This is a genomic window from Paenibacillus sp. GXUN7292 (assembly GCF_050864975.1).
Lineage (GTDB): Bacteria > Bacillota > Bacilli > Paenibacillales > Paenibacillaceae > Pristimantibacillus.
The window spans coordinates 25,581-47,681 of record NZ_JBOZWO010000033.1; the positions used below are offsets into that span (position 1 = coordinate 25,581).

General features: G+C 44.4%; 13 protein-coding genes and 1 other annotated feature. Of the genes, 3 read left to right on the forward strand and 10 right to left on the reverse strand.

The features are described from left to right. Window positions 1-127: 127 nt before the first annotated feature. From ACRRU2_RS21670 to ACRRU2_RS21700, 7 genes are all read right to left on the reverse strand, one after another. Window positions 128-1,213, reverse strand: coding sequence for a hypothetical protein (locus tag ACRRU2_RS21670; protein ID WP_432504935.1), 1,086 nt, complete (start codon window positions 1,211-1,213; stop codon window positions 128-130). A gap of 205 nt (window positions 1,214-1,418) precedes the next feature. Further along, window positions 1,419-2,867: an extracellular solute-binding protein gene (locus ACRRU2_RS21675; protein ID WP_432504937.1), complete on the reverse strand. Its 1,449-nt coding sequence runs from the start codon at window positions 2,865-2,867 to the stop codon at window positions 1,419-1,421. 110 nt (window positions 2,868-2,977) lie between these two features. Beyond that, window positions 2,978-3,850, reverse strand: a complete 873-nt coding sequence (locus ACRRU2_RS21680; RefSeq protein WP_331697816.1) for a carbohydrate ABC transporter permease — start codon at window positions 3,848-3,850, stop codon at window positions 2,978-2,980. Then, window positions 3,847-4,767, reverse strand: a complete 921-nt coding sequence (locus tag ACRRU2_RS21685; protein WP_432504940.1) for a carbohydrate ABC transporter permease — start codon at window positions 4,765-4,767, stop codon at window positions 3,847-3,849. Before ACRRU2_RS21685 ends, ACRRU2_RS21680 begins: the two co-directional genes overlap by 4 nt. 257 nt (window positions 4,768-5,024) lie before the next feature. After that, window positions 5,025-9,776 (reverse strand): S-layer homology domain-containing protein, encoded by a 4,752-nt coding sequence (locus ACRRU2_RS21690; RefSeq protein WP_432504991.1) that lies wholly within the window; start codon window positions 9,774-9,776, stop codon window positions 5,025-5,027. Between the two features lie 271 nt (window positions 9,777-10,047). Then, window positions 10,048-11,814, reverse strand: coding sequence for a cache domain-containing sensor histidine kinase (locus tag ACRRU2_RS21695; RefSeq protein WP_432504942.1), 1,767 nt, complete (start codon window positions 11,812-11,814; stop codon window positions 10,048-10,050). Between the two features lie 14 nt (window positions 11,815-11,828). Beyond that, window positions 11,829-13,457, reverse strand: a complete 1,629-nt coding sequence (locus ACRRU2_RS21700; protein ID WP_432504944.1) for a response regulator transcription factor — start codon at window positions 13,455-13,457, stop codon at window positions 11,829-11,831. A 170-nt stretch (window positions 13,458-13,627) separates the two neighbouring features. On the opposite strand from ACRRU2_RS21700, the gene ACRRU2_RS21705 reads away from it, so the two are divergent. Next, window positions 13,628-14,278, forward strand: coding sequence for a pentapeptide repeat-containing protein (locus ACRRU2_RS21705; RefSeq protein WP_432504946.1), 651 nt, complete (start codon window positions 13,628-13,630; stop codon window positions 14,276-14,278). A 398-nt stretch (window positions 14,279-14,676) separates the two neighbouring features. On the opposite strand, the gene ACRRU2_RS21710 is transcribed toward ACRRU2_RS21705, so the two are convergent. Next, window positions 14,677-16,074, reverse strand: a complete 1,398-nt coding sequence (locus tag ACRRU2_RS21710) for an SMI1/KNR4 family protein (protein ID WP_432504948.1) — start codon at window positions 16,072-16,074, stop codon at window positions 14,677-14,679. Between the two features lie 271 nt (window positions 16,075-16,345). Next, window positions 16,346-16,590, forward strand: a binding site (T-box leader). 55 nt (window positions 16,591-16,645) lie between these two features. Between ACRRU2_RS21710 and ACRRU2_RS21715 the strand changes: the two genes are divergently transcribed. Continuing rightward, window positions 16,646-18,508, forward strand: a complete 1,863-nt coding sequence (locus tag ACRRU2_RS21715) for an arginine--tRNA ligase (RefSeq protein WP_432504950.1) — start codon at window positions 16,646-16,648, stop codon at window positions 18,506-18,508. A gap of 358 nt (window positions 18,509-18,866) precedes the next feature. Here ACRRU2_RS21715 and aroC read toward each other — a convergent pair whose 3' ends face one another. After that, entirely contained in the window at window positions 18,867-19,922 is a 1,056-nt protein-coding gene (gene aroC, locus ACRRU2_RS21720) for a chorismate synthase (RefSeq protein WP_331697824.1), read from the reverse strand. A 115-nt stretch (window positions 19,923-20,037) separates the two neighbouring features. On the opposite strand from aroC, the gene ACRRU2_RS21725 reads away from it, so the two are divergent. Then, window positions 20,038-20,925, forward strand: coding sequence for a LysR family transcriptional regulator (locus ACRRU2_RS21725; protein ID WP_331697825.1), 888 nt, complete (start codon window positions 20,038-20,040; stop codon window positions 20,923-20,925). Window positions 20,926-20,999: 74 nt separating this feature from the next. Here the strand turns inward: ACRRU2_RS21725 and hisC are convergent, their stop codons facing one another. Then, window positions 21,000-22,058 carry a histidinol-phosphate transaminase gene (gene hisC / locus ACRRU2_RS21730; RefSeq protein WP_331697826.1) on the reverse strand — a complete coding sequence of 353 codons (1,059 nt, stop codon included), beginning with the start codon at window positions 22,056-22,058 and terminating at the stop codon, window positions 21,000-21,002. Window positions 22,059-22,101 lie beyond the last annotated feature (43 nt).

Genomic DNA, 22,101 nt, shown 5'->3' on the forward strand with positions numbered 1-22,101 from the left:
TCAAGCGGCAAATTGCTATAACTTATTTTAAGAAAGGTTGCCCTTAGACCGCCAGGTCAAAGGGCAACCTTTGTATTTTAGGGCAGGTATTCATTACAGCTCATCATATTGCTCAGCTCGCATCGTGTTACTCCAGCGCTATTATTCCTATACGTAAATCGTTATTTTCATCCGCATGGGTAAAAATGATTTTACGGCTATCTGGACTAAAAGCCGGATGCGGATGTCCAGGATGGCGGTTCCAACGGTTTACCCTGCAAAGCTTGCATGAGCTCCCTGTTTTAAGGTCAATAAGCACGATCTCACTGCCCTTCCCTTCATCCAGCAAAGTATCCGCAACAATATACCTGCCGTCCGGACTTGGGCAAGCGTGCCAATAGCGAAAGTCCCCATTTATATACTCCGATTTACTTCCGTCACGCTTCACCCGGTATATACCGCTTGATCCGAGCGGGCTGTGTGCATATCTGACAAAATACAGCCATTTTCCGTCATAAGACCACATCTCATGCCCGATATATTCGCCGTGAGCACTACCGTCCGGAAGCCATTGCTGCTTATACAAATTGACCGCCTCGCCTGTCTCCGTATGGACGGACCAAATCCGGTCATAAATTTGTTCCGTATCGCCTTCATGGGCAAAAAACAATTGCTCCTTATAAACGGGGTTAATCATCGCATGATTCGCTACGGAATAAGGTTTAGCAAAACCAGGCTCTATTACCGTTCTCACCTTTCCATCAGCAACGTCTACTGTCCCGATGGTGAAAACTCCGTTATTTTCCCAATAAACGCCAAGACAGCTCTTGTCATTCGTGATCGATAAAGGCTCCAAAAACGCACACCCCTGCGGATGACTTGCAACTAATCTTCTCTCTCCTGACTTCAAAGCCAGCTCAAAAATGTCAGCGCCGATACTGTAATAATACATATCATCCGCTGTGGCCAGTCCATTGAAACAAAGCATTTCCTTATGAAGCAAAGTACCCCAGCAGCTATCGCCAGTTGTATCAACATCCAGCATTGTACCCTTCATCGTTGCAGCATCCACATCTATTGCCGCTATTATATGTCTGCTGTCAGCACGCCAAGACATAACGGTAAAGTAAGAATGAGCAGTATTGCTGCCAATACACCCTATGCTCTTATAAACTAATCCCGTCTCAGCATCCTTCAATTCTATTGCCTCTAATTGCAGCTTCTTCCCGTTCATCAATCTGCCATCCTTCCACTTAATCATGAAGACACTTATTATTTATAAAAACAAAGCTATCTCTCCGCAGTTTGTACTGCAAAAGAGATAGCTGGCTAGTTGAGGGTGTCGATTAATTGTGATAGGGCAACAAGCAATCGAAAGGGATGCTACTACGATCAAGCATTTAGTTGCCCACAATTAATCGACACCCTCTAGTTCACTCTTATTTTTGGATTGTAACTTTGGAAAGCACTTCGCTATCAAAGTTTTTAGCCGCCTCGTCAAGCAATGCTTTTACATCGGCTTTCTCATTCGTAAACACTTCTTGCATAACATTTGTAATGGCACCATAAAATTCTTGACCGTTATAAGCAGGTTCAGGAACGCCAACCATAGCTTCAATTACTTTCGGATCAAGCTTATACACGTTGTCCGGATATTCATCCAGCAATGCTTCAAACTTTTTACCGAAATCAGAATCTGCTTTATAGTAGTAAGCCGCGCTTCCATATGCTTTAATTTGGTTTTTCGCTTTGCGGTCTTCCAATACTGTTCTCAAAACATCGATCTCGCTGTCCTTAAACATATCAAAAGTAATAAAATCAAATGCTGCTTGCTGTACTTCTGGAGTTTCCTGCGGATTTACAATCATATAGTTGCCGCCGAGCACCCCAACATGAGCGCCGCCTTTTTCCATTGAAGGCATAGGCATTATAAGCAGGTCGTCTTTATTCATACCGCCATTATTAACTGCATCCTCAATTTGTCCGCTTTCGCCAAGTACAATCGCTGCACGGCCTTGCTTAAACAGATTATATACATCGCCATAGTTTAAAGCCCAGTTTTGCGGCAAGGCGTTGCCTTCCCATCTTAGCTTTTTCATAAATTCCATTGCTTTTACGCCTGCTTCAGAGTTAAAAGCAGAGACAACTTTATCTCCCTGTACTTCTTGTGATACGCCGCCTGCTTGATACAGGAAGTTCGTCCAGTTCCAGCCGCCTTCATTGCCTTTTGCCATAATGGCAAAGCCCGCAATACCTTTAGCAGGGTCAGCTGTTGCTTTAGCTGCCTCGTAGAACTCATCCCAAGTCCAATCCAAGGATGGAAGAGGAACATTTTTATCTTCAAACAGCTTTTTATTAATAATAATAGAAGAAATATAAGCATTTTTAGGTACTGCATATAGCTTTCCGTCTACAGTAAACTGAGAAGTAAGCTTCTCGTTAAATGCATCTGCAAATTCATAGCCTGCCAAGAATGGTGTCAAATCTGCTGCCCACTCATGCCCAACCAACGTACCGCCTTCCGTTGCAGGAACGTAGAAGCCAGATGGAGCTTGGTGCGCTGCCATTTTAATACCGATCTCGTCTGATTTGTACCACCAGTCGTTTTTCACCATTTTCACATGCGGGTATTTCTCGCCGAAACGCTTCATCTTGTCTTCATAAACAGGAATTTCTACCGTATTGTCCGATTTTGGAAATTGAACAGTAAGAGTAATCTCTTCATTTTCTTTTTCCGTATTCGGCGAAGGACTTGCAGTTGCGTGCGTTTCTTTTCCTTGGTTGCCGTTTCCATTGCCATTAGACCCTTTACTGCCGCCACAAGCTGCTGTCAGCATCATAACGGAGATCAGTGCCAGCATGCCAATCCTTTTAAAACTCTTGTTCATTGTTTCTTCCCCTTCCCTTTATCGAAAACTTAGTTGCAAATCAAGCATACCTGCAACCGCTTTTGCCTGCGATGATCTATTCATAGATTGTGATGATCAATTCTCCGGGGTTAGCCTTTAATGCCGGACAAGTTCAAACCATGCATAATGTTCTTTTGAAAAATCAAGAAGAAAATAAGCGGCGGAATCATAATGATTGTCAAAACACTAAATTTAATATTCCATGGAATAATACTGGATTCAATTATATTACGATAAACCATAGAAGCGATCGGATACTTCTCCTGAGTAGTAAGTACAAGAGACGGCCAATACCAATCATTCCAAGTCGATGTAAATGCAAAAATCAACAGCGTGGAGAAAACCGGGATTGATAAAGGAATAGCCATCTGAAAGAAGCAGCGTACCTCCGATGCTCCATCAATCCGTGCCGCATCAAACAGCTCTTTATGAATGCCGTCGAAGAAGCTCTTTAAAAGCATAATATTAAAAGCGTTCGCTGCTGCCGGCAACCAAAATGCCCAGTACGAATCAATTAGCCCAAGGCTTTTCAAATTCAGAAAATTAGGAATAAGATAGGTTGCACTCGGAATCATTAATGTACTCATAAAAAATAAGATAAACCCTTTGCGCATTGGCAGCTTCATTTGCGACAAGCTGAAGGAAGCCAGCCCAATAATGATCAATGAAAAAACAGCATTCCCTGCAAATAGCAGAAATGTATTTGCAAAACCCCGTGCCAAATTGACATATTGCAAGCCATCCTTATAATTGCTCCAAGCCAGCTGCTCCGGAAAAAAACTAGGCGGGAACGTGAAGATTTCCGCTCTTGTTTTAAAAGAAGAGAAAATCGTAGTACCAAATGGATACAGCATAGTTACAGCAAGAACAGCAAGTCCAAGCAGCATAATAGAATAGCCGAACCAAACGCTTTTTTTCTTAAAATCAAAGGAGGACAGAATGCTCCGTTCTTCTATTTTCATGACTGCTTGCTCCTTCCCTGAATAGAGAACATGATGATCGACAAGGATGCCAGAACAATAAACATCAGCACGCCCATCGCTGAAGCTCTGCCGTAATTCAAGTTCGTAAAGGCCTCGTTAATAATTTGATACATATACGTAAGCGTCGTATTGTTTGGTCCGCCTCCTGTTAATGCCATATGAGTCAGGAACCCCTGCGAGGTACCGATTAGCTGTAAAATAAATAACAAAATATACAAATGCTTAATGCCCGGAATCGTAATATAACGGATCCGCTGCAAAATACCCGCTCCGTCCATCTCCGCTGCTTCGTACAAATCCTTTGGAATACTTACAATACCGGCCAAATAAATAAGCGCTGCTGTTCCGAAGGACTGCCAGGTTTCTGCAATAACAATCGAAATCATTGCCATGCTTTTATCGGTCAGCCACATAATTTGCTGGCTTCCGAACCATGACATAATCTGATTAGCAGGTCCTAGCGGATCATAGAGCCATTGCCACATCCCGTATAATACAACTGCTGGAACAATATTCGGCAAGTAGACAATTAGGCGCATAGCTCCTTTAAACCAGCGCAGCTCTGACACGGCTATGGAAACAATACTCGGTACCCAAAAGCCGATTAAAATACATAAAAACATATAGTACAACGTGTTCAACACAGACTTAGCAAGCACACTGCTGGCAAAGATATCACGGTAATTGTCAAAGCCAATAAAGCTGTTCCCTTTGACAAAGTCGACATTCATAAAGCTATAGAAAATCCCTTTCACAATCGGCGTCCATAAAAACACACAAAAAACAGCTATAGCCGGTAGTAAAAAAGCCAAGCCCCAGCCGTAATCCTTTATTTTTTTTGCGAAGGTTTTGGATGTCGGCCGAGGTGCTTGCAGCTCAATTTTCGTTTGCAACACTATCGTCCCCTTTCTTCAAAACAATCGTCTGCTGCTGTTCTCTCATCATCATCACTCCCTCTATTAAGTATAGAAGGACAGAATCAGATTCCCCATGACATCTCCAACGCATTTTGTGATCAATCCTCTGCATAGGTAAAAATAATTTTGTCATTGCGAACAAGTTTGGACTTCCGACCGCTGTTGTATGTCCGCAAAAAAACAGTCCAACAAGCAGAGCTGTCTGCTTATTGGACTGTTCAGTTTACCGTTCGTATTTACTGTGCTGCCACTGCCATACGCTCTAACAGCCTTACTGCTATAATCGCTGCTTCAGCACGCGTAACCGTACCTGATGCTGCAAAGCGGTTATTGCCCCGGCCCTGCAGCAAGCCTTCTTCTACCGCTGCCGCAATAGAACCCTTCGCCCACACCGGAATGCTTGCATCATCAGCAAAGCTAGTATCTGCGTGATCTTCTACAATCAATTTTGCTGCCTTCGCTAATACGACTGACATTTCTGCACGGGAAATGCCATTACCCGGACGGAAGCTTCCATCCGTATAGCCTGTCAGCCAGCCAGCTTGAACCGCTCTGGCAATGCTGTCCTTCGCCCAAGCTCCAATCTTCGCCTGATCGGTGAAGCTGGCTGCTTCTCCATCCCCTGCCGGCTTTAATGCTCTGTCCAGCATGACAATCAGCTCCTGCCGACTTACAGCTTTATCAGGATGGAAGGTTTGATCGTCATAGCCCCGTACAATTTGAAGCTGTACAGCCTTCTCGATTGCAGCCCTTGCCCAATGCTCCTTTATATCCTTTAGATGAAGCTGTTGCGGTTCTGGGTCTGTGCCGTTTCCATCACCGTCACCATCTCCATCTCCATTCCCTTCGCCATTTCCACTGCCCTCTTGTCCGCCTCCCGGTTCATTGCTGCCAGGATAGACAGGCGGAGGACCTGATTTCTTCTGGATGGTTACAGTAACCGCAGCCGTATTCGAATATTCAAAGCCGTCATGAACGCGGAACGTAAAGGTATCTTCTCCGAATGCCCCTGCATTTGGCGTATACGTAAATTCACCCGTTTCACTATTGCTGATTACCGCTATTCCCTTTGTTCCCTGATCTACAATCTCATACCGCAATACAGCATTCTCATCAAATTCTGCCTGCAAAGCCTGCCTCAATGCGGTATCAGCTGCAACCGTAAATGTGCCCGGTTTCGCTTTAGGGGTTACCCATGGTTCTGGTGTAAACATCCATTGCATGGACCTGTATAAGCTAGGTTTTTTCTCTAGTCCAATACCAGATGCCCACTCGATCCAGCCCTTTCTGCCGTTTCCGTCATTGTCATTGACTAGAAGAGAGAAATGAAAGCCTTCCGGTTGATTATATTTAATAGGCGCTAATTCTGACCACGGCAGCGCAAGCTCATAGATCGTCTGTTTATTCGCTTCGTCACTCTTAATGCTTACTTGGCCATTAGAGACCAGTCCTCTCTCCTTGCCTAAAGGAGCAATCCATCGATAAATTTGCGCACCTTTTACTGTATCGGAGATCCCGTATTCATACCACTCATTAGATGAGCCTGGCATCCCTTTAGCCAGTGCAAATTGAATACTGTCATTTTTCCAAATATCGGCGCCTTCTGCTTGATAAGCATGTACATCATCCGTTATTTTTGCAGAGAGATAAAAGTAATCACGGTCATAGGAAAGCCAGAATTGACCGTCCAAATCAGCTTTGCCGGTGTAGCCTGTCATTTGTACTGTACCTTGCGATAGATGAATATTAGGCACAGCAGCTGTGATAGCTTTATCTAATTCGCCGTCTATTTTTAAAGTCCGTTCATAAACGGGGTTAAAATCAAATTTGCCGGTATAACTAAACGGCGCTGCATGCTCAAATTGGACTTGAACAGAAACCGGATAGCTTTTTTCCAAATCCTGAGCATCCAGTGCAATCTGTACAATAGAAGTACTGTCCGGCGCAATGACCGTCTGCTCTGTATAAACCCCTTGCTGATTGCCTATGCGCCAATCCGCCTTGGCAAGCACCAACTCCTGTTGCTTGGAAAAGTTTTTAATCTGCAAGGCAATAGATTGCTGGTTTGCATCCGATGCATCCAATATCGGATACACCTTCACCTCATACGGCTGAATCGACTGTACAACATGCTGCAGCTTGCCCGCCCGCTTGCCGTCTGCCTCCAGAAAACCAGTCATCGTTTTAGAGCCGGAGCTAGGAATAATAATAGGCTGCAACGGCTGTACAGCTTGTTCTCCTCCGTTAGCTTCAATTGGGTAGATATTCCCTTCAAAATCAAAGCTTACTTTGATCGGAGATGCACCCTCATTATTCATTTTCAATGACAAAGCAACCTCTTCACCAGCCACAACAGATTCACCTAAAATGGAGAACAAAGAAGATTTAGCTATGCTTTTGACAGCGCCTTTCACATAATGAGGTTCTCCCGACAACGTTAAATACACTTTGCCCAATATAGGCGAATACGTTTCCGTGTTGCCCATCATATCTGTAATTTGAATAGGGGTATCTGTTTCAATGCCCGCTTGCAATGGTTCATTAGACCAAACGACCCGCAGCTCCTCGCCATTCTTATCAAACTTATAACTAAAAATATCCGTCCCTTCGTACTCTTGCCTATCAAAGGCTGCATTAATTAATTCACGGGTCATTGCAGCATAAGAGGCATAAGACGGCTTTGGAGTAAATGCCCCAAACTCATCTGCCCGGTTGCGAAGCATGCCCAAATGATGCTCATAGTAATCCTCTTGCATGCCGTCATTCATAAGGTCATACCAGAATACTTTCTCTACTCCTTCTGCAAGCGCCTGTACATAAGTACGGACTACAAAATTAGCTTGATTATTTTCTGGTATGCCAATGCTCGCCTTTGTAGGCCAGCCAATTTCTGTATACCAAATCGGCTTCTCCTGGCCGTTATTATATTTGCGCATTAGTTCTTGCGTACTTCGCACTGCTTGAACCATACCGTCTGGCGGCCGTTGGCTTTGATAAGGGTGGATCGAGACGACGTCCATATATTCCAAACCGCCAAGCTTGAAAACTTCTTCGATCCAATCAAGCGGTGTACCTGCGGTTGCCATACCGACAACCGTTACCTCTGGGTACTTTGCTTTAATTGTCTCATAAGTCTTTTTTAGCATTTTTACATAACTGTCCGGGCGGGAGCCTGCTATGCCGTTTCCTCTAGACCCGAAGCTTCCGTTAAACTCGTTATAAACCTCAATGGAATTGATTTGCCCCTCATACAGATCCAACAGAGCAACACCGTAATTGGCAAAGCCTTCACGACCTTCATCCGTATAAGGCGTACTGTTCTGATCATAAAATGGATTGGTATAGTTCAAAATAATAAACGGATTTAATTCATCCTCCAGCGTTCTCTTCATAAACGCATCCCGGTTAGCAGGTTTACGGTATTTCCCTTTCTCATACTCCAGCGATTCCCAAGTTATTTCGTCCCGGAAGCTCTTTGCTCCAGCCCGCTTAATCAGCTTGCTAAGCTCTGTACTCCAGCCTTCCTTTACCCAAGCCAAATGAGTCGATATTCCGAAAGGCGAATCATCCGTCAACGTTGGATCTTCGGCAGACAAACGCGCAAGTGAAACCTCTTTCTCTGCAATCACTTGTCCGTCTTTCTCCGCACGAATAACGACTGTGTAATAACCTTTGCTTTGCAACGGGATCGTCAGCTCCAACAATTGATTGGAAACTACCTCCCGTCCCTCCAACACTTTTTTCTCCAAATGATCGTATACGCTCCACTGCACAGAAGTAGCTTGCGTTGCCAGCTGCAGTGCAACCGGCTCATTTTCCAGAAAAATATTGCCCAGCTGTGTTTGCTGAATCTCCAGCACCGGATACTCCGCAGTCATTTCTACTTGATCAATCCATATATCACCACTTTGTTTTCCATTCACAAAGCTCGACTGCTCTACCAAAAATTCTATTCGTTGAACAGGATCATGCCATATCTTATCTTGAGCGCCGCCGAATGAGAAATAATCCTTGCCGCCGTTAAACTTTAATAGCTCAATTTTTGACCATTCTCCATTTGGAATTAGCGGTATCTTCTGTTGATGCACCTGGCCAGTGCCGTCTTTAATTCGCAGAGATATCCAATTCATATCTGAGGTTTTCACCCAAAACTCCAGCTTTTTCAAAGTAACGGAGGGCAATTCTCTGCCTAAAGAAATGTATTTTCCTCCATTTTTGAAATCGGCTGCTATCTTACCGGAATAAGTGCCGGACTTCACTTCAGAAGCATCCCGGATAAACTGTCCGTTAGCCCCCGGAAACTCCATACCAAAACCAAGCTCCCATAAATCAATCGAATGATCAAAACTGCCAACTTCCGCTTTCCATAACTCTTGCTGCGGCGTTGCCATCGCTGTAATATCATCAATCCATACTGTACCGCTCGTTTTCCCGCCTGTTAACCGTGATTTCTCCAACAGAAACTCAATCCGGTCGGCAGGGCCGTTCCACACCCCCGGTGTACCTGTACCAAAGGACACATAACCCAGCCCGCGGTTAAATTCAGATACCTCCACCTTCTGCCAGTCTTCCGTTGCTTGGAGGTTAATCGTCTGCTGATGAACCTGTCCTGCTGCGTCTTTCAGCCGAATGGTTATTTTATTAATATCCGATGTTTTAATTTGAAAAGACAAGCTCTTCATATCGATTGGGATAAAACCTCTAGAAAGAACGACAAAGCTTCCTCCCGCACCGAAATTTCCAGAAAGTTTACCAGAATAATCCTCTTCAAAAAATTCGGAATCATCACGGACGAAGCTGCCTTGAGCTCCCACCCCATCGCCAAGTCCAAACTGCCAAACCTCTTCGTCTGTCTCAAAATCGCTAATTTTCACCTCTTCTAATGGTTCTGCTGCATTTGCTTTAAATTCTGAAGCGTTCACAAACGGATTTATTAACACGGTACAGAATAGCATCACAGTTAGTACAATCGATAGCTGCTTCTTCACTGCCAAACCTCTCACTCCTTCAGCATATTTATGAATTCACTCCATATTGTAAGCGCTACCGTTTCGTAAACCGATGATTTCTTCTAAGCAAACTATGATCTATTCTCCGAATCTTAGAAATCAAGGATAAACGGCTCCGTCCACCTTTGGAAAGACGCGTTTACCGATGAATTATAAGAACAAATTTATAGCAAAAAACTTATAAATTCTTATAATTTCAAAAAAAACTGCCGCTAAGCTATAGCGGCAGTCCAAGAGTACTACTGAACGGTTAGTCACCCAAATCTTCAAGCTTATAAAGCTTAGGCAGGCGAATTAATGCACGCAAGCCGCCCTCTTCCCGCAGCTCGTAAAAAAGTCCATAGGACGGTCCGAAACGCAGCTGAATTCGCTTATGCACATTCCGTATACCGAATCCTTGGTCTGAATCTGCTCCGCCTGCCAAAATATGCTGCAGCTTCTGCAAATCAATAGGCCGAAAGCCGTTGTCTTCTACTGTAATCGTCAGCCCGCCCGCTTCCTCAGCAATTCGGACCATGATCTCGCCCTCGCCATCCATTTTACCAACACCATGCAAAATACTATTTTCAACAAGCGGTTGGATAATAACCTTAGGAAGCAAACAGTTTTCTATCACTGGATCAACCTCAATTTGGAACTGGAAAGAATGCTCATATCTTTTTTCCTGCAAGTGCAAGTAGGCCTCCGCATGCTCCCGCTCCTCCCTAACATGAATCAGCTCCTTGCCTCTGCTAAGCCCAATCCTCAGAACCGTGGATAAATCCCTAACCATATCTGCTACTTCGGGCACCCCGCCGCGAATCCCATACCAATATACGGAATCTAGAGTGTTATACAGCAAATGCGGTGTAATTTGTGAATGAAGCAATATCAACTCTGATTCCTTCTGTTTAATTTCCATCACATATTTTTCCTGAACCAATTGATTGAGGCGCTCCGTCATCGTGTAGAAGGAGCTGTAAAAAAAGCCTATTTCATCTTTGCGCTCTCCCTCTTTGAACCGCTCCATCTTTTTGCCTGGCACGTACATTCGAGTAAAGGCAGCCAGCCTAGCCATTGGACGAATAACCGATTTGCCCAAATATAATAAAAACAATAAAATAACTGCAAAGTAACAAAGCGCAGACAGCTTAATAATATCCTGCATCGCTGTATGGGAACCTAATACGGCTTCCAGCGGTATATCATAAACCAAACGGTTCTTATAATGCGGACTGTCGTGATAGACATACATATGGCTGCTTGTCACCCAAACACCCTCGGCCAACTCTTGCCCTTGCTCCGGCAAAGCAAAGCTTTGAAAGTTTGCCTGTCCCCCGGCTAGTACTACTCCATTGCTGTCCACTAAAAACTTACGGGACTCACCAGGCAAATCTATCGCATTTAATGCATCCTGAACGACGGCTTCGATTCCTGTTGCTGCAATCACGTTATTGGTCTTTTCACTTGTCGACAAATCCGATACGGCTCTCAAATAGGCAAAGGTTTGCTGCGGGACAACTGTAAAACCTAACTGATTCATCGGCTGTACAATACCTACACCGCCAGCTTGCAAAGCATTTTCTAACCATTTTTTGCCCTCTGCATTCTCTATGAAAAACAAGCCAGAGTCAGAGATATCCGTTGGCGGGGCAAAGTAATAATCAGATTCAGTGTAATTTAATAAAAACAGCGAGTACTTTTCCTTAAGTGAATAACCTGCAAGCAGCTTCTCTGTTGCCACATACTGCTTAACACGCTGTTCCTCTGTAATCGAACGCTGCTTATTCCATTGCTGAATAAGATTTGAACTCATTATTTTAACCATATTCTGATCAATCGCATCCATAGCCTTATCTATAGTTGCAAGATTCTGGCGGTTCAACTCCGACAATGCCTTGCCTGCCTGCTGCTTAATCGCCAGTGAAGCTTGGCTTGAAGCGGCCCAAAAAATAATGAATGCTGGAATAAAAATAAAAACAATAACGAATAAAATCCCCTTTTTCATTAAATTCATCGATTTTATTCTAGCCCGCATACAGCAACACCCTTCTATCCGCGTACAGCATTCGGACTTTCTCCGTAATATCGCTTGAACACCCGGCTAAAATGCTCTGGTGACTCATAACCGACTTCATCAGCAATTTCATATCTTTTTTTCGATGTGTTTAGCAACAAATGCTTTGCTTCCTCCATCCGTATACTCGTAACATATTCCCAAACTGTCTCATTCGCAATCCGTTTAAACAAATAGCTTAAATAATTCGGACTCAAGTACACATGATCTGCTATATCTTGGATTTTGAGTTCCTTATTGCGGAATTCTGCCCGGATAAAATCAATCGTTTGCTGCACAATCGTACGGTCGTGATCGATCATAGAGGAATGAATTAGCTCCGCACATTCTAGCAAGAAAGCTGCCAATCTAGGCTTAATACTGTTATTTTCTAATGGAAATTGAAAATAATGAATCGGATCAAGCGTCTGATAACGCTCGCCTATCGTCTCTTTCATCTCTAACAATATTGCATACGCACGATATGCAATGCTTAGCGGAATACCAGCTGTCGAATCCTCTTGATCGAATACCGGAGAAATATCCGTTATAAAATGATCTACTGTATGCTGAATGTCCACTAGTTGTCTGCCTGTTTTAATTTTTTCAAGCAATTGATCCGTCTTTTGCGGCCAATTCACCTGAATCGTAGCTTCCCTAGACTGATAATCCTCTGCAAAAAAGATCGTTTGCGTTTCATACAGACCATGCCATTTCGTTGCTTCCGAAGCAAGCCGATAAATATCAGGCAATGCCTGCAGTCCGAGCCGAATCGGACTAATGCCGACAATCGCCCCCATATACAAATATTGCTCTATATTTTGTACTACGATTTTTCCAACCATATTCAGTTTAGATATATTTTCAGCCTTATCCTGCTCATAATCATCCAAATCAAGCTGCAAAACAGTTACTACCTTATTCCCTTGGCTATAAAAGGAGATCGCATCCCAGTCCTTTAGCGTTTCCTCTATTACATTCACAGCCGCATACTTAAATAAATTCCGGTCACGCAGCAGCTTAATCGCCTCACCGCCTATTCCTGCCTTTTCCCATTGCAGCTCCGTCACAAATACTGAAAAGTATGGACCGCTCAACATCATACCTATTTGTTCGAAGATATATCTGTAATCATCCGCGTGCTCGAGTGAGCCTGAAATCATTTCATTTAAAATATAAGTTCGGAGTGAAGACACTCCAGTCATTGAAAATTTAAGTTTAAGAGTATCCTCAGCCTGCAGCTTATACTTTTCCGAACGTCTAATTAATTCACGCCCTGCGATTTCAATCAATTGGTTCAGTAGAACTGGTTTGATCAAATAATCACGTGCTCCCAAACGGATGCATTTCTGTGCATAATCAAACTCGTCATGTGCAGAAATAACAACTACAGGTACATCAGGTTTTTCTGACAAAATCGATTCCATCAGCTCAATGCCGTTCATTCCGTCCATTTGGATATCTGTCAGCACTAAATCCACGTTTTCCATGCGCAAATAATCCAGCGCCTCATAACCGTTCGATGCTGTTAACACTTGCTCAATAGGCAATTCGGACTGCTCAAGAAACTGCTTAATCCCTTGGCAAACAATCGCTTCATCATCTACAACCAGTACTGTATGCATGTTCATTCCTCCTACATGTAAATGAATGCGTCTCTAATCACTTAATAATATAGCGTATCCTCTTCCATACGTACAAGCTGACGCCATTTGCCGTATACGAACATGTGTTTTATAATTACAGGAGTGGTTCACCATTATTACGACAGAATAAGGACAGGAGTTGATCACCCTTGCCAGCTGCAAAAAAGATTAAACTAGAATCGCCCCGTCTTGCCACAGTTGAGCAAATGCTGGATTTACCTGAATACATAACCGATAGAGCCTTCTTTGAATACGGAGTCGTTGAAAATTGCACAATTGACGGACAGCAAGCCTACAAAGTAAGATTCGATCAAATTATTTTTAGAAATGTCGTTTTTTCAAACATCTCTTTTACAGGAATAGAATTAACAGATGTGCTGTTCGATCATTGTGATTTATCCAATGCTGACTTCAGTGATGCTATCATACACCGGACGGTTTTCCATTCTTGCAAAATGATCGGTATACAGCTGCCGGGCTCCACACTGCGCAATATACGTATGGAGCAATGCTTGATGGATTATGCTAATTTTCGCTTTGCAAATGCGAAACAGATGATCTTGCAAGAATGCCAGCTGAACCGTTCTGACTTCAGCAATGCTGTTCTGAAGCAAATGGATTTTCTACAGTTAGACATGGATCAATCGAGCTGGTCCAATACACCGCTAAATGGAATCGATCTTAGCAGCTGTCAATTTTACGGACTTATCGTTAATCCCGAAGATTTAAAAGGCTGTACGATTGCCCGCGAGCAGGCTTATTTGTTTGCGGCTTTGTTTGGGCTGAGGTTGAAGGATTAGACGCACTGCGATCAAGTGTAGGCTTACGAACGGTCACCCACAATGAATCGATAGCACTTTTAAGAACAAAATCACCTATTGGTGACCTAACTTGCCGTCATCGTGTGTAAAGAACAAACGATGCGTCACTATTTGCGGTGCGGTCATCCATGACCGTTAGAACCAAAAAGCAGTCTTTTTGTTGCATAGGCGGACACTTATGACCATTAGAAGAAAATTCCGTAGAATTCCCTAGCTTTTTTCCCGCTAACGGATATTTTTGTCCGCTAGAAAGTGGAATTTGGCGAAAAATGAGCGCTAACGGACATCAGTGTCCGCATCATTAGGATTGGTATCATTTAAAAAAAGCCGTTTCGAGATCATAGTCTATGACCTCGAAACGGCTCTTGCAGCAATAACTAGCACAATGACTGAAATTCACGCAGCGCAGCCAGCAGCTCATCAACAGCCGCATCCGTCATGCTCACTATTTGCTGCTCATTTTTAATTTTGCCTTGCTCTATAGAAGCATCTATCCAATCCTCAATAAAACCAGGTGCGTACCCGCCAAGACTAAACTCCGCCCCGCAGAATACCATGATCGAAGAATAATCTTTTAAATATTGTTCGCGGCCAGTTTGCGGATATACCTTCGTATACAACCAAAATTGCACATCATACATTAGCAAGGACAGCTTGTCCGCATGGAAGCTGAAATACCCCTTTTCCTCTACAATTTTCATGCAAACAGATCGAATGATTTTTTCTATAGAGTCAATTTCCGTTACTGCCGCACAAAGCTCTTGTAAAAGCTGAGAAAACTCGCCTTCACGGACTTTACGGAAATCTTCCACCTTATCCTCCTCGGACGTGTCATATACGTCTTCATGTACAAGCCCGCGTATAAACATCTCAAAATCAGGCGCCAGAAAAGTAATCTCATATTCATCCTCTTGATCAACGTGAACAACAGCAGGCTCGCCTGTTTTTCCGCAATGACGATAATCCAGCATAATGACATCATGTCCCGCCGAAGGACAGTCGCAAATAACGACTCCAATATCAGGGTAGCCCCAATCCTCAATCATAAACCGGCTGCCAAATTCACCGCCAATTGAATATGGCTTATCACGGCCAATCCCCATTATGCCGGATATTGCTACATGGTCCTCAGACCATGACGTTCTCTCTTCTGTTGGGCAGCAAGTATTCACAGGAATACCCCCATTTTGCTGTCTCATCAATGAAATATAAGATTCGGGCAATTTGTAACCGAGCTCCTCCTCCAAAGAAGCGATTAGCTCATTTGTAGGCGGTTCAGATACATAGGTTTCAAGCGCGTAGGCGCTATCTTCCCAAAAATCAGTCAGATCAAAGCCAGCAAACGGTTCAGCCGCCTCTCTGGCCTTCCCTTGCGTCAAGGTTTCCTGCTTCGCTTTTTCCATTCGCTCCTGATCACGCAGCTGCTTAGTTGCCCTGCGGCGACTAGTAGACAAAAACCATTCTGTTGTCTCATCCTCCGGCTGCAGCTGGTCTGCCTGTTCAAAAGCTTTAGCCGCTTGCTCATATTGAGCCAGATGAAAATAAGCATAGCCTGCTCGAAAATGCCATCGCTCGTCCTGCTCCCCTTCTGCAGCGATCAGCTGCAATTGCAGAAGCGCTTCTTCATAGCTCTGGCTGTTATTTAGCGCTCTGGCTAATTGGCCAATCAGTTCATAATCCCGCTCATGCTCAGGCAAAGCTTCAATAGCTTCAATAATTTGTCCATAGCTTTCATCTTCGTGCCAATGCTCTATTTGCTCCAGTAACTTTTTCATTTGCTCCGCCTCATTCCTATAAGCTTATACTGCTGACTATCTTCGTGATAATGGCAACTTTCCTAATTGTATACGACGCGGGTTCATGTTTTGAATCGACCTTTTGTCGGATTTAACAAGGATAAACGGCTCCGCCGTCCTTTGGACAGGCGCGTTTACCGATGAATGATAAGAACAAATTTATTGTGAAAACTTATAAACTCTTATAATTCAAGAAAAAACCGTCTTTGCAGGTTGTTTTTTCAGAAAATTCTGATATAATCATGGAAACTAAAATTCTGTGATTAGGACAGTAACTGCTAGCTCATGTCAAAGCGAGCCGGGTTGGTGAAAGCCGGTACAATGATTAGCCAGTGAAGCGCACCTAGGAGAAGAAGCTCTGAACAAAAGCCGTAACATGCGCGCATTATGGCAAGTAGGAGATTCCGGCAACAGACCGTTATCTGATCGAGTGGTTGAACGCACTGTTCAACAACAAGAGTGGTACCGCGAAAGCATACAGCCTTCGTCTCTTTATTTAGAGACGGGGCTTTTTGTTTTGTGAATTTAACATTTTAAAGGAGGCTTATCAATGATCAGTATAATTATTGCGAATCACTTAAAGCGGGCCGTTCAAGCGTTATTCGACGAGCAAGGTCTGCCTGTTAATGAAATCTCTAAGCTCAATCTTTATATCGAGCAGCCTGCCTATATAGAGCATGGCGACTACTCATCAAACATCGCTATGCAGCTGGCACGAACCTTGCGGCAATCGCCCCTCAGCATCGCTGAACAATTAAAGCTAAAGCTGCAGCAAATAAGCGAGCCTTTATTTCAAAGTTTAACTGTTGCAAAGCCTGGCTTTATTAACGTTAGGATCAACTGGGAGGAGTGGAGCGGCCGCTCTTTCAGCTTGCCGACTCATGCCGGCGGAAAAGTAATTATCGAGCATACCTCTATTAATCCGAATAAATCAGCTCATATCGGACATTTGCGTAATGCATGCATTGGAGATACTTTAGTGCGGATGCTGAGAAGAGGCGGCCTTGAGGTAGAGGTTCACAATTATATCGATGATTTAGGCAATCAGCTTGCAGATACTGTTGTAGGCTTGCTTCAAACCGAGCATCAGAAAAAGCATGGACGATTCGGCGACTATTGCTGGGATGTATACGCAGAAATCAATAAAAATTACGAACAAAACCCTGCCTTGCTTGATCAGCGGGCTAAAGTTCTCCATGAGCTGGAAAAAGGCGGAGGACCTGTTGCATGGATTGGCTTGCTTGCAGCAGAACGGATTGTACGTGACCATATTGAAGAAATGCAGCAATTTAACATTACCTATGATCTATTAGTCTGGGAAAGCAATATTGTGCGCGAAGGTTTTTGGGAGGCAGCATTTAAAAAGTTAAAGTACACTGAGAGTTTTGTACAAATAACCGACGGGAAGCTTGCGGGATGCTGGGTTCTGAAGACGGACGAAGCTGCGGAAAGTGAAGACGGCTCCCTTCCTGCAGAACATGTTGCAGATAAAGTATTAATCCGTTCCAACGGTATACTTACGTATACAGCCAAAGATATCGCCTACCACCTATGGAAATTTGGCTTGCTCGAAAAGGATTTCCAGTATAAGTCGTTCTCTGAGGGCTTGTGGACAACAAATCAGTCCGGGGATGAGGCCTTTCTTGGTAAAGCAGAAATCGTCATAAATGTTATTGATTATCGGCAGCAATATCCACAGAAAATGGTAAAACAGGCACTAGCGATACTTGGCTATAAGACAGAAGCCGAACGGCTGCATCATGTCAGCTATGGCGTCGTCTCGTTAAGCCCGGATGCGGCAAGCGAGCTCGGTATCGATACCTCTGATGGGAAAAGCTCCTATGCGATGTCCGGCAGACAAGGTATTGGCATCAAAATTGCAGACCTGCTCAGCTATATGGAAAAAGTCATCGATCAAAAACGTTCCGCTCATGGCGGACTTGCCAGCAGTGCGATTGCGGCAGCTGCGATTCGCTATCAATTGCTTAAGTATAACTTGCTCACAGAGGTTGTATTCGACATGAAGCAGGCGGCAGAGGTAACAGGGAATTCAGGCGTTTATCTTATGTATGCACATGCTCGCGCTTCGCAAATTCTTCTTAAATCCGGAGAACCATTCTTTTCTAAGCCATCGGGCAATTGGAATTTGGATACAGCCGAGCATGCGTTGCTTCGACAAATTGCACATTGGCAAGATACACTTTATACGGCTTGCCGAGATTATTCACCTAATCAAATATGCAATTACGCTTATGAGCTTGCTTCTGCCTTCAACAACTTCTACACAATTTGTCCGATCCTAAAAGCAAAGGGCGAGCAAAGGGCTTTACGTCTGTGGCTTACTGCCTTATTTAGAGAAACAATGGCGGATGTGCTTCGTACATTAGGCATGCCAACGCCGGATCAGATGTAATATCAGGCTGTTGAAAAACGGTCTGGAAATGTAACGAATGTCAGAAGCGCTAGTATGCAAAAAACGTGGTTATAAAAAATCTAACGGAGATATGGAGGGTGTCGATTAATTGTGGGCAACTATGGTTAAGCAATAAGAAAGGGGAACGAAGAGCAAGATTGGGAATGGAGAAGCGGCAGCGTCCGCCTTTGTAGGCCAATTTTATCCTTTACAGGGGTTATTTCATCAAAATAATTGGACTACAACAGCGGTCGGAATCCCAAACTTGATCGTAGTAACATCCCTTTCAATTGCTTATTCTATTCACAATTAATCGACACTCTTTCTGTGTCCGCTCATTTATTTCTTACTGGCCTAATTAGCCATGCAATGCTGCCTGACGCTTGTAATGATCTTCAATAACAAGACAAGCCATTGCTTCTACAACTGGAACAATACGTGGGCAAATACATGGATCATGTCTGCCTTCTGTTCTAATTTCCGTCTCTTCTCCGTGGATGTTCATCGTTTGCTGCGGTACAGAGATCGATGAAGTCGGCTTAACAGCAATACGGAATACGATGTCGGCACCTGTACTGATTCCGCCTACGATACCTCCCGCATTATTTGTTTTAAAGCCGTTTTTGTCCATCTCGTCATTATGCTCGCTGCCTTGCATGGAAGCTGCGGCAAAGCCTGCTCCGAACTCGATTCCCTTTACAGCGCCTATGGACAACATCGCTTTGGCCAGCTCAGCATCCAGCTTGTCAAATGTCGGCTCGCCGATACCAGGTGAAACATTGCGGATACGGCATTCAACTATACCGCCGCAGCTGTCGCCTGCCGCCGATAATGCTTCGATTTTTTGAATCATTTTTTCAGCTGCCACCGGATCACAGGCGCGGACGGCATTTTTTTCGATGATGGATTCATCAAAAGTCTCGCAAGCGATACCGCCGATCTCCTTGGAATAAGCCACGATCGATACGCCTCTTCCTTCCAGCGCTTTGCGGGCAACTGCGCCCGCTGCTACGCGAGCAGCTGTCTCACGACCGGATGCGCGCCCGCTGCCGCGATGATCGCGGTGACCGTATTTTTGCAAGTAAGTAAAATCTGCATGCCCTGGACGAAAGGAATCTTTAATATCGCTGTATGCCGCAGGTCTCATATCCGTATTATGCAGCATAATTGCTAACGGCGCACCCGTTGTTTTGCCTTCAAATACACCTGATAAAATATGAATCTTGTCATATTCCTTGCGCGGGGTCGTTACAGACGACTGACCGGGCTTTCTGCGATCCATCTGAACCTGAATATAGCTTTCATCTATTTCCATGCCCGGTGTTACACCGTCAACGATAACTCCTACTGAAGCGCCATGCGATTCACCGAAGGTAGTAATTTTGAAACGTTCTCCGAATGTGCTGCCTGCCATTGAAATCACTCCATTTATAATTAATTTATAATTAATTTATCTATTAGGTATAGTTTAATTGTATAATTGCAATAAATGAAATAGATAATTTAAACATTTGTCATAGAGAGGACTTATGCCAAGGATGATACACAGCGAGTGGTACCGTATTTTTTTGTATGCAGCCCAATCTGGCAACCTGACGAAAGCGGGCCAACTGCTCCATATGACTCAGCCTTCGGTGAGCTATGCCATTAAACAGCTGGAAGAAGCGCTAGGCATCACACTGTTTGATAGGCTGTCCAAGGGTGTGCGGCTGACCCCGGAGGGAGAACAGCTTTATGAGCACGTACAGCTTGCCTTCGCTCAGCTGGAGTTGGCAGAGCAGCAAGTGCAGGAGCTGAAGCAATTTAAGGCAGGACAAATTCGAATAGGCGCCAATGGCGCTATAACTAAAAATATATTGCTGCCCAAGCTGGATCAATTCCATGCCGAATACCCACAAATACGGATAAAGCTTGTTCAAGACAAGACAAGCCTTATCGTCAAGCATATGAAGCAGGGTGTGATAGACATCGGCTTTATTCATCTGCCTCTGCAGGACAGCGAGCTTGTTATTAAAAAGATTTCACCGTTAAAAAATTGCTTTGTAGTAGGCAAAAGATACGAGCAGCTAGCTGCACAAATAGTATCCGCTGAACAGCTGCTCAATATCCCGCTGCTGATGCTGTCTGCCGGCAGCTCCACCCGCTCCTTTGTCGAGCAGTGGTTCAGCATGCAGGGCTATACCGCCCACGCCGATATTGAGCTGAACAGTCTGGAGATGCTCGCTGCCTTTGCCGAGCGCGGCTATGGCGCTGCCTTTGTGCCAAAATCGTTTGTCGAAGAAGAGCTGGAAAAGGGCTCGCTGCTGGAACTTCGAACAAGCGTGCCGCTGCCGGATAGAGAGCTTGGCATTGCGGTCAGAAAAGACAGCTCTCTATCACTGCCGACAGCCAAATTTTTAGAGCTATTTATTAGCTGAATGCAAAAAACCGCCTTCCTCATAGATGCGCTTGTGCATCAAGAGGAAGACGGTAGTGGTTGCAATAAACGATTTTACGATACAATAGCGCGCACTGCCTCGATAAACTTTGTCATTTCTTCATCCGTACCTATGCTGACACGAAGGAAATTATCGATGCGCGGCTGGTTAAAATAGCGTACGAGCACCCCTTGCTCTCTCAGCTCGGTGAACAGCTTCTGAGCAGGCACTTCAGGATGCGACACAAAGACGAAATTTGCTTTTGAATCCGTTACATGGAAGCCAAGCGCCTGCAGCTGCTTCATCGTCCATGCTCGGGTAGCGATTACTTTGGCAGCCATCTCCTCAAAATACGCCTTGTCCTCAAATGCAGCAATGGCGCCTGCTAGCGCAACGCGGTCAAGCGTATAGGAATTAAAGGAGTTTTTCAAGCGATCGAGCCCTTGAATAAGCTCCTCGCTGCCGTAAGCAACGCCAACTCGCAGCCCCGCCAGTGAACGGGACTTGGACAGCGTCTGGATAACAAGCAAATTGTTATATTCATTAATAAGCGAAACAGCCGTCTCGCCGCCAAAATCAATATAGGCCTCATCGATGATTACAACATGCTCAGGGTTATTGTTAAGAATAGTGCGAATATCAGATAGCTCCAGTAGCTTTGCTGTAGGGGCATTAGGATTAGGTATAATAATACCGCCATGATCGCCTTGGAATTGCCCAATCGGCACATTTAATTGTCCGTCAAGCGGAATAAGCTTCGCCTCAAGACTGCACAGCTTTGCGTAAACCTTGTAGAAGCTATAAGTAATGTCAGGGAACAGCACCGGCTTTGCAGGGTTGAAAAACGCAGCAAATGCCAAGGCTAATATCTCGTCAGAACCGTTGCCGACGAAGGTTTGCTTCGGTGATACGTTATAATAACGCGCAGCTGCCTCGACCAACGCCTCGCAGGTCGGATCGGGATACAATCTCAAATCAGCATTTACAGCCTCGCGCATAGCTTGTACAGCCTTAGGAGACGGCGGATATGGATTTTCATTCGTGTTCAGCTTAATATATGACTTATCCTTCGGTTGTTCGCCAGGCACATACGGCTCTAGCGAATGTGCTAATGGACTCCAAAATTTACTCATCTTCCTTCTTCCCTTCCTCTGCAGCAATCCAATAATCAATTCA

Bases quoted from the DNA above. Each gene is read 5' to 3' on its own strand.
- ACRRU2_RS21670 (WP_432504935.1), bottom strand. From the start codon at position 1,213: ATGAACGGGAAGAAGCTGCAATTAGAGGCAATAGAATTGAAGGATGCT.
- ACRRU2_RS21680 (WP_331697816.1), bottom strand. From the start codon at position 3,850: ATGAAAATAGAAGAACGGAGCATTCTGTCCTCCTTTGATTTTAAGAAA.
- ACRRU2_RS21700 (WP_432504944.1), bottom strand. From the start codon at position 13,457: ATGCATACAGTACTGGTTGTAGATGATGAAGCGATTGTTTGCCAAGGG.
- ACRRU2_RS21710 (WP_432504948.1), bottom strand. From the start codon at position 16,074: ATGAAAAAGTTACTGGAGCAAATAGAGCATTGGCACGAAGATGAAAGC.
- ACRRU2_RS21725 (WP_331697825.1), top strand. From the start codon at position 20,038: ATGCCAAGGATGATACACAGCGAGTGGTACCGTATTTTTTTGTATGCA.
- ACRRU2_RS21695 (WP_432504942.1), bottom strand. From the start codon at position 11,814: ATGCGGGCTAGAATAAAATCGATGAATTTAATGAAAAAGGGGATTTTA.
- ACRRU2_RS21715 (WP_432504950.1), top strand. From the start codon at position 16,646: ATGATCAGTATAATTATTGCGAATCACTTAAAGCGGGCCGTTCAAGCG.
- hisC (WP_331697826.1), bottom strand. From the start codon at position 22,058: ATGAGTAAATTTTGGAGTCCATTAGCACATTCGCTAGAGCCGTATGTG.
- ACRRU2_RS21675 (WP_432504937.1), bottom strand. From the start codon at position 2,867: ATGAACAAGAGTTTTAAAAGGATTGGCATGCTGGCACTGATCTCCGTT.
- aroC (WP_331697824.1), bottom strand. From the start codon at position 19,922: ATGGCAGGCAGCACATTCGGAGAACGTTTCAAAATTACTACCTTCGGT.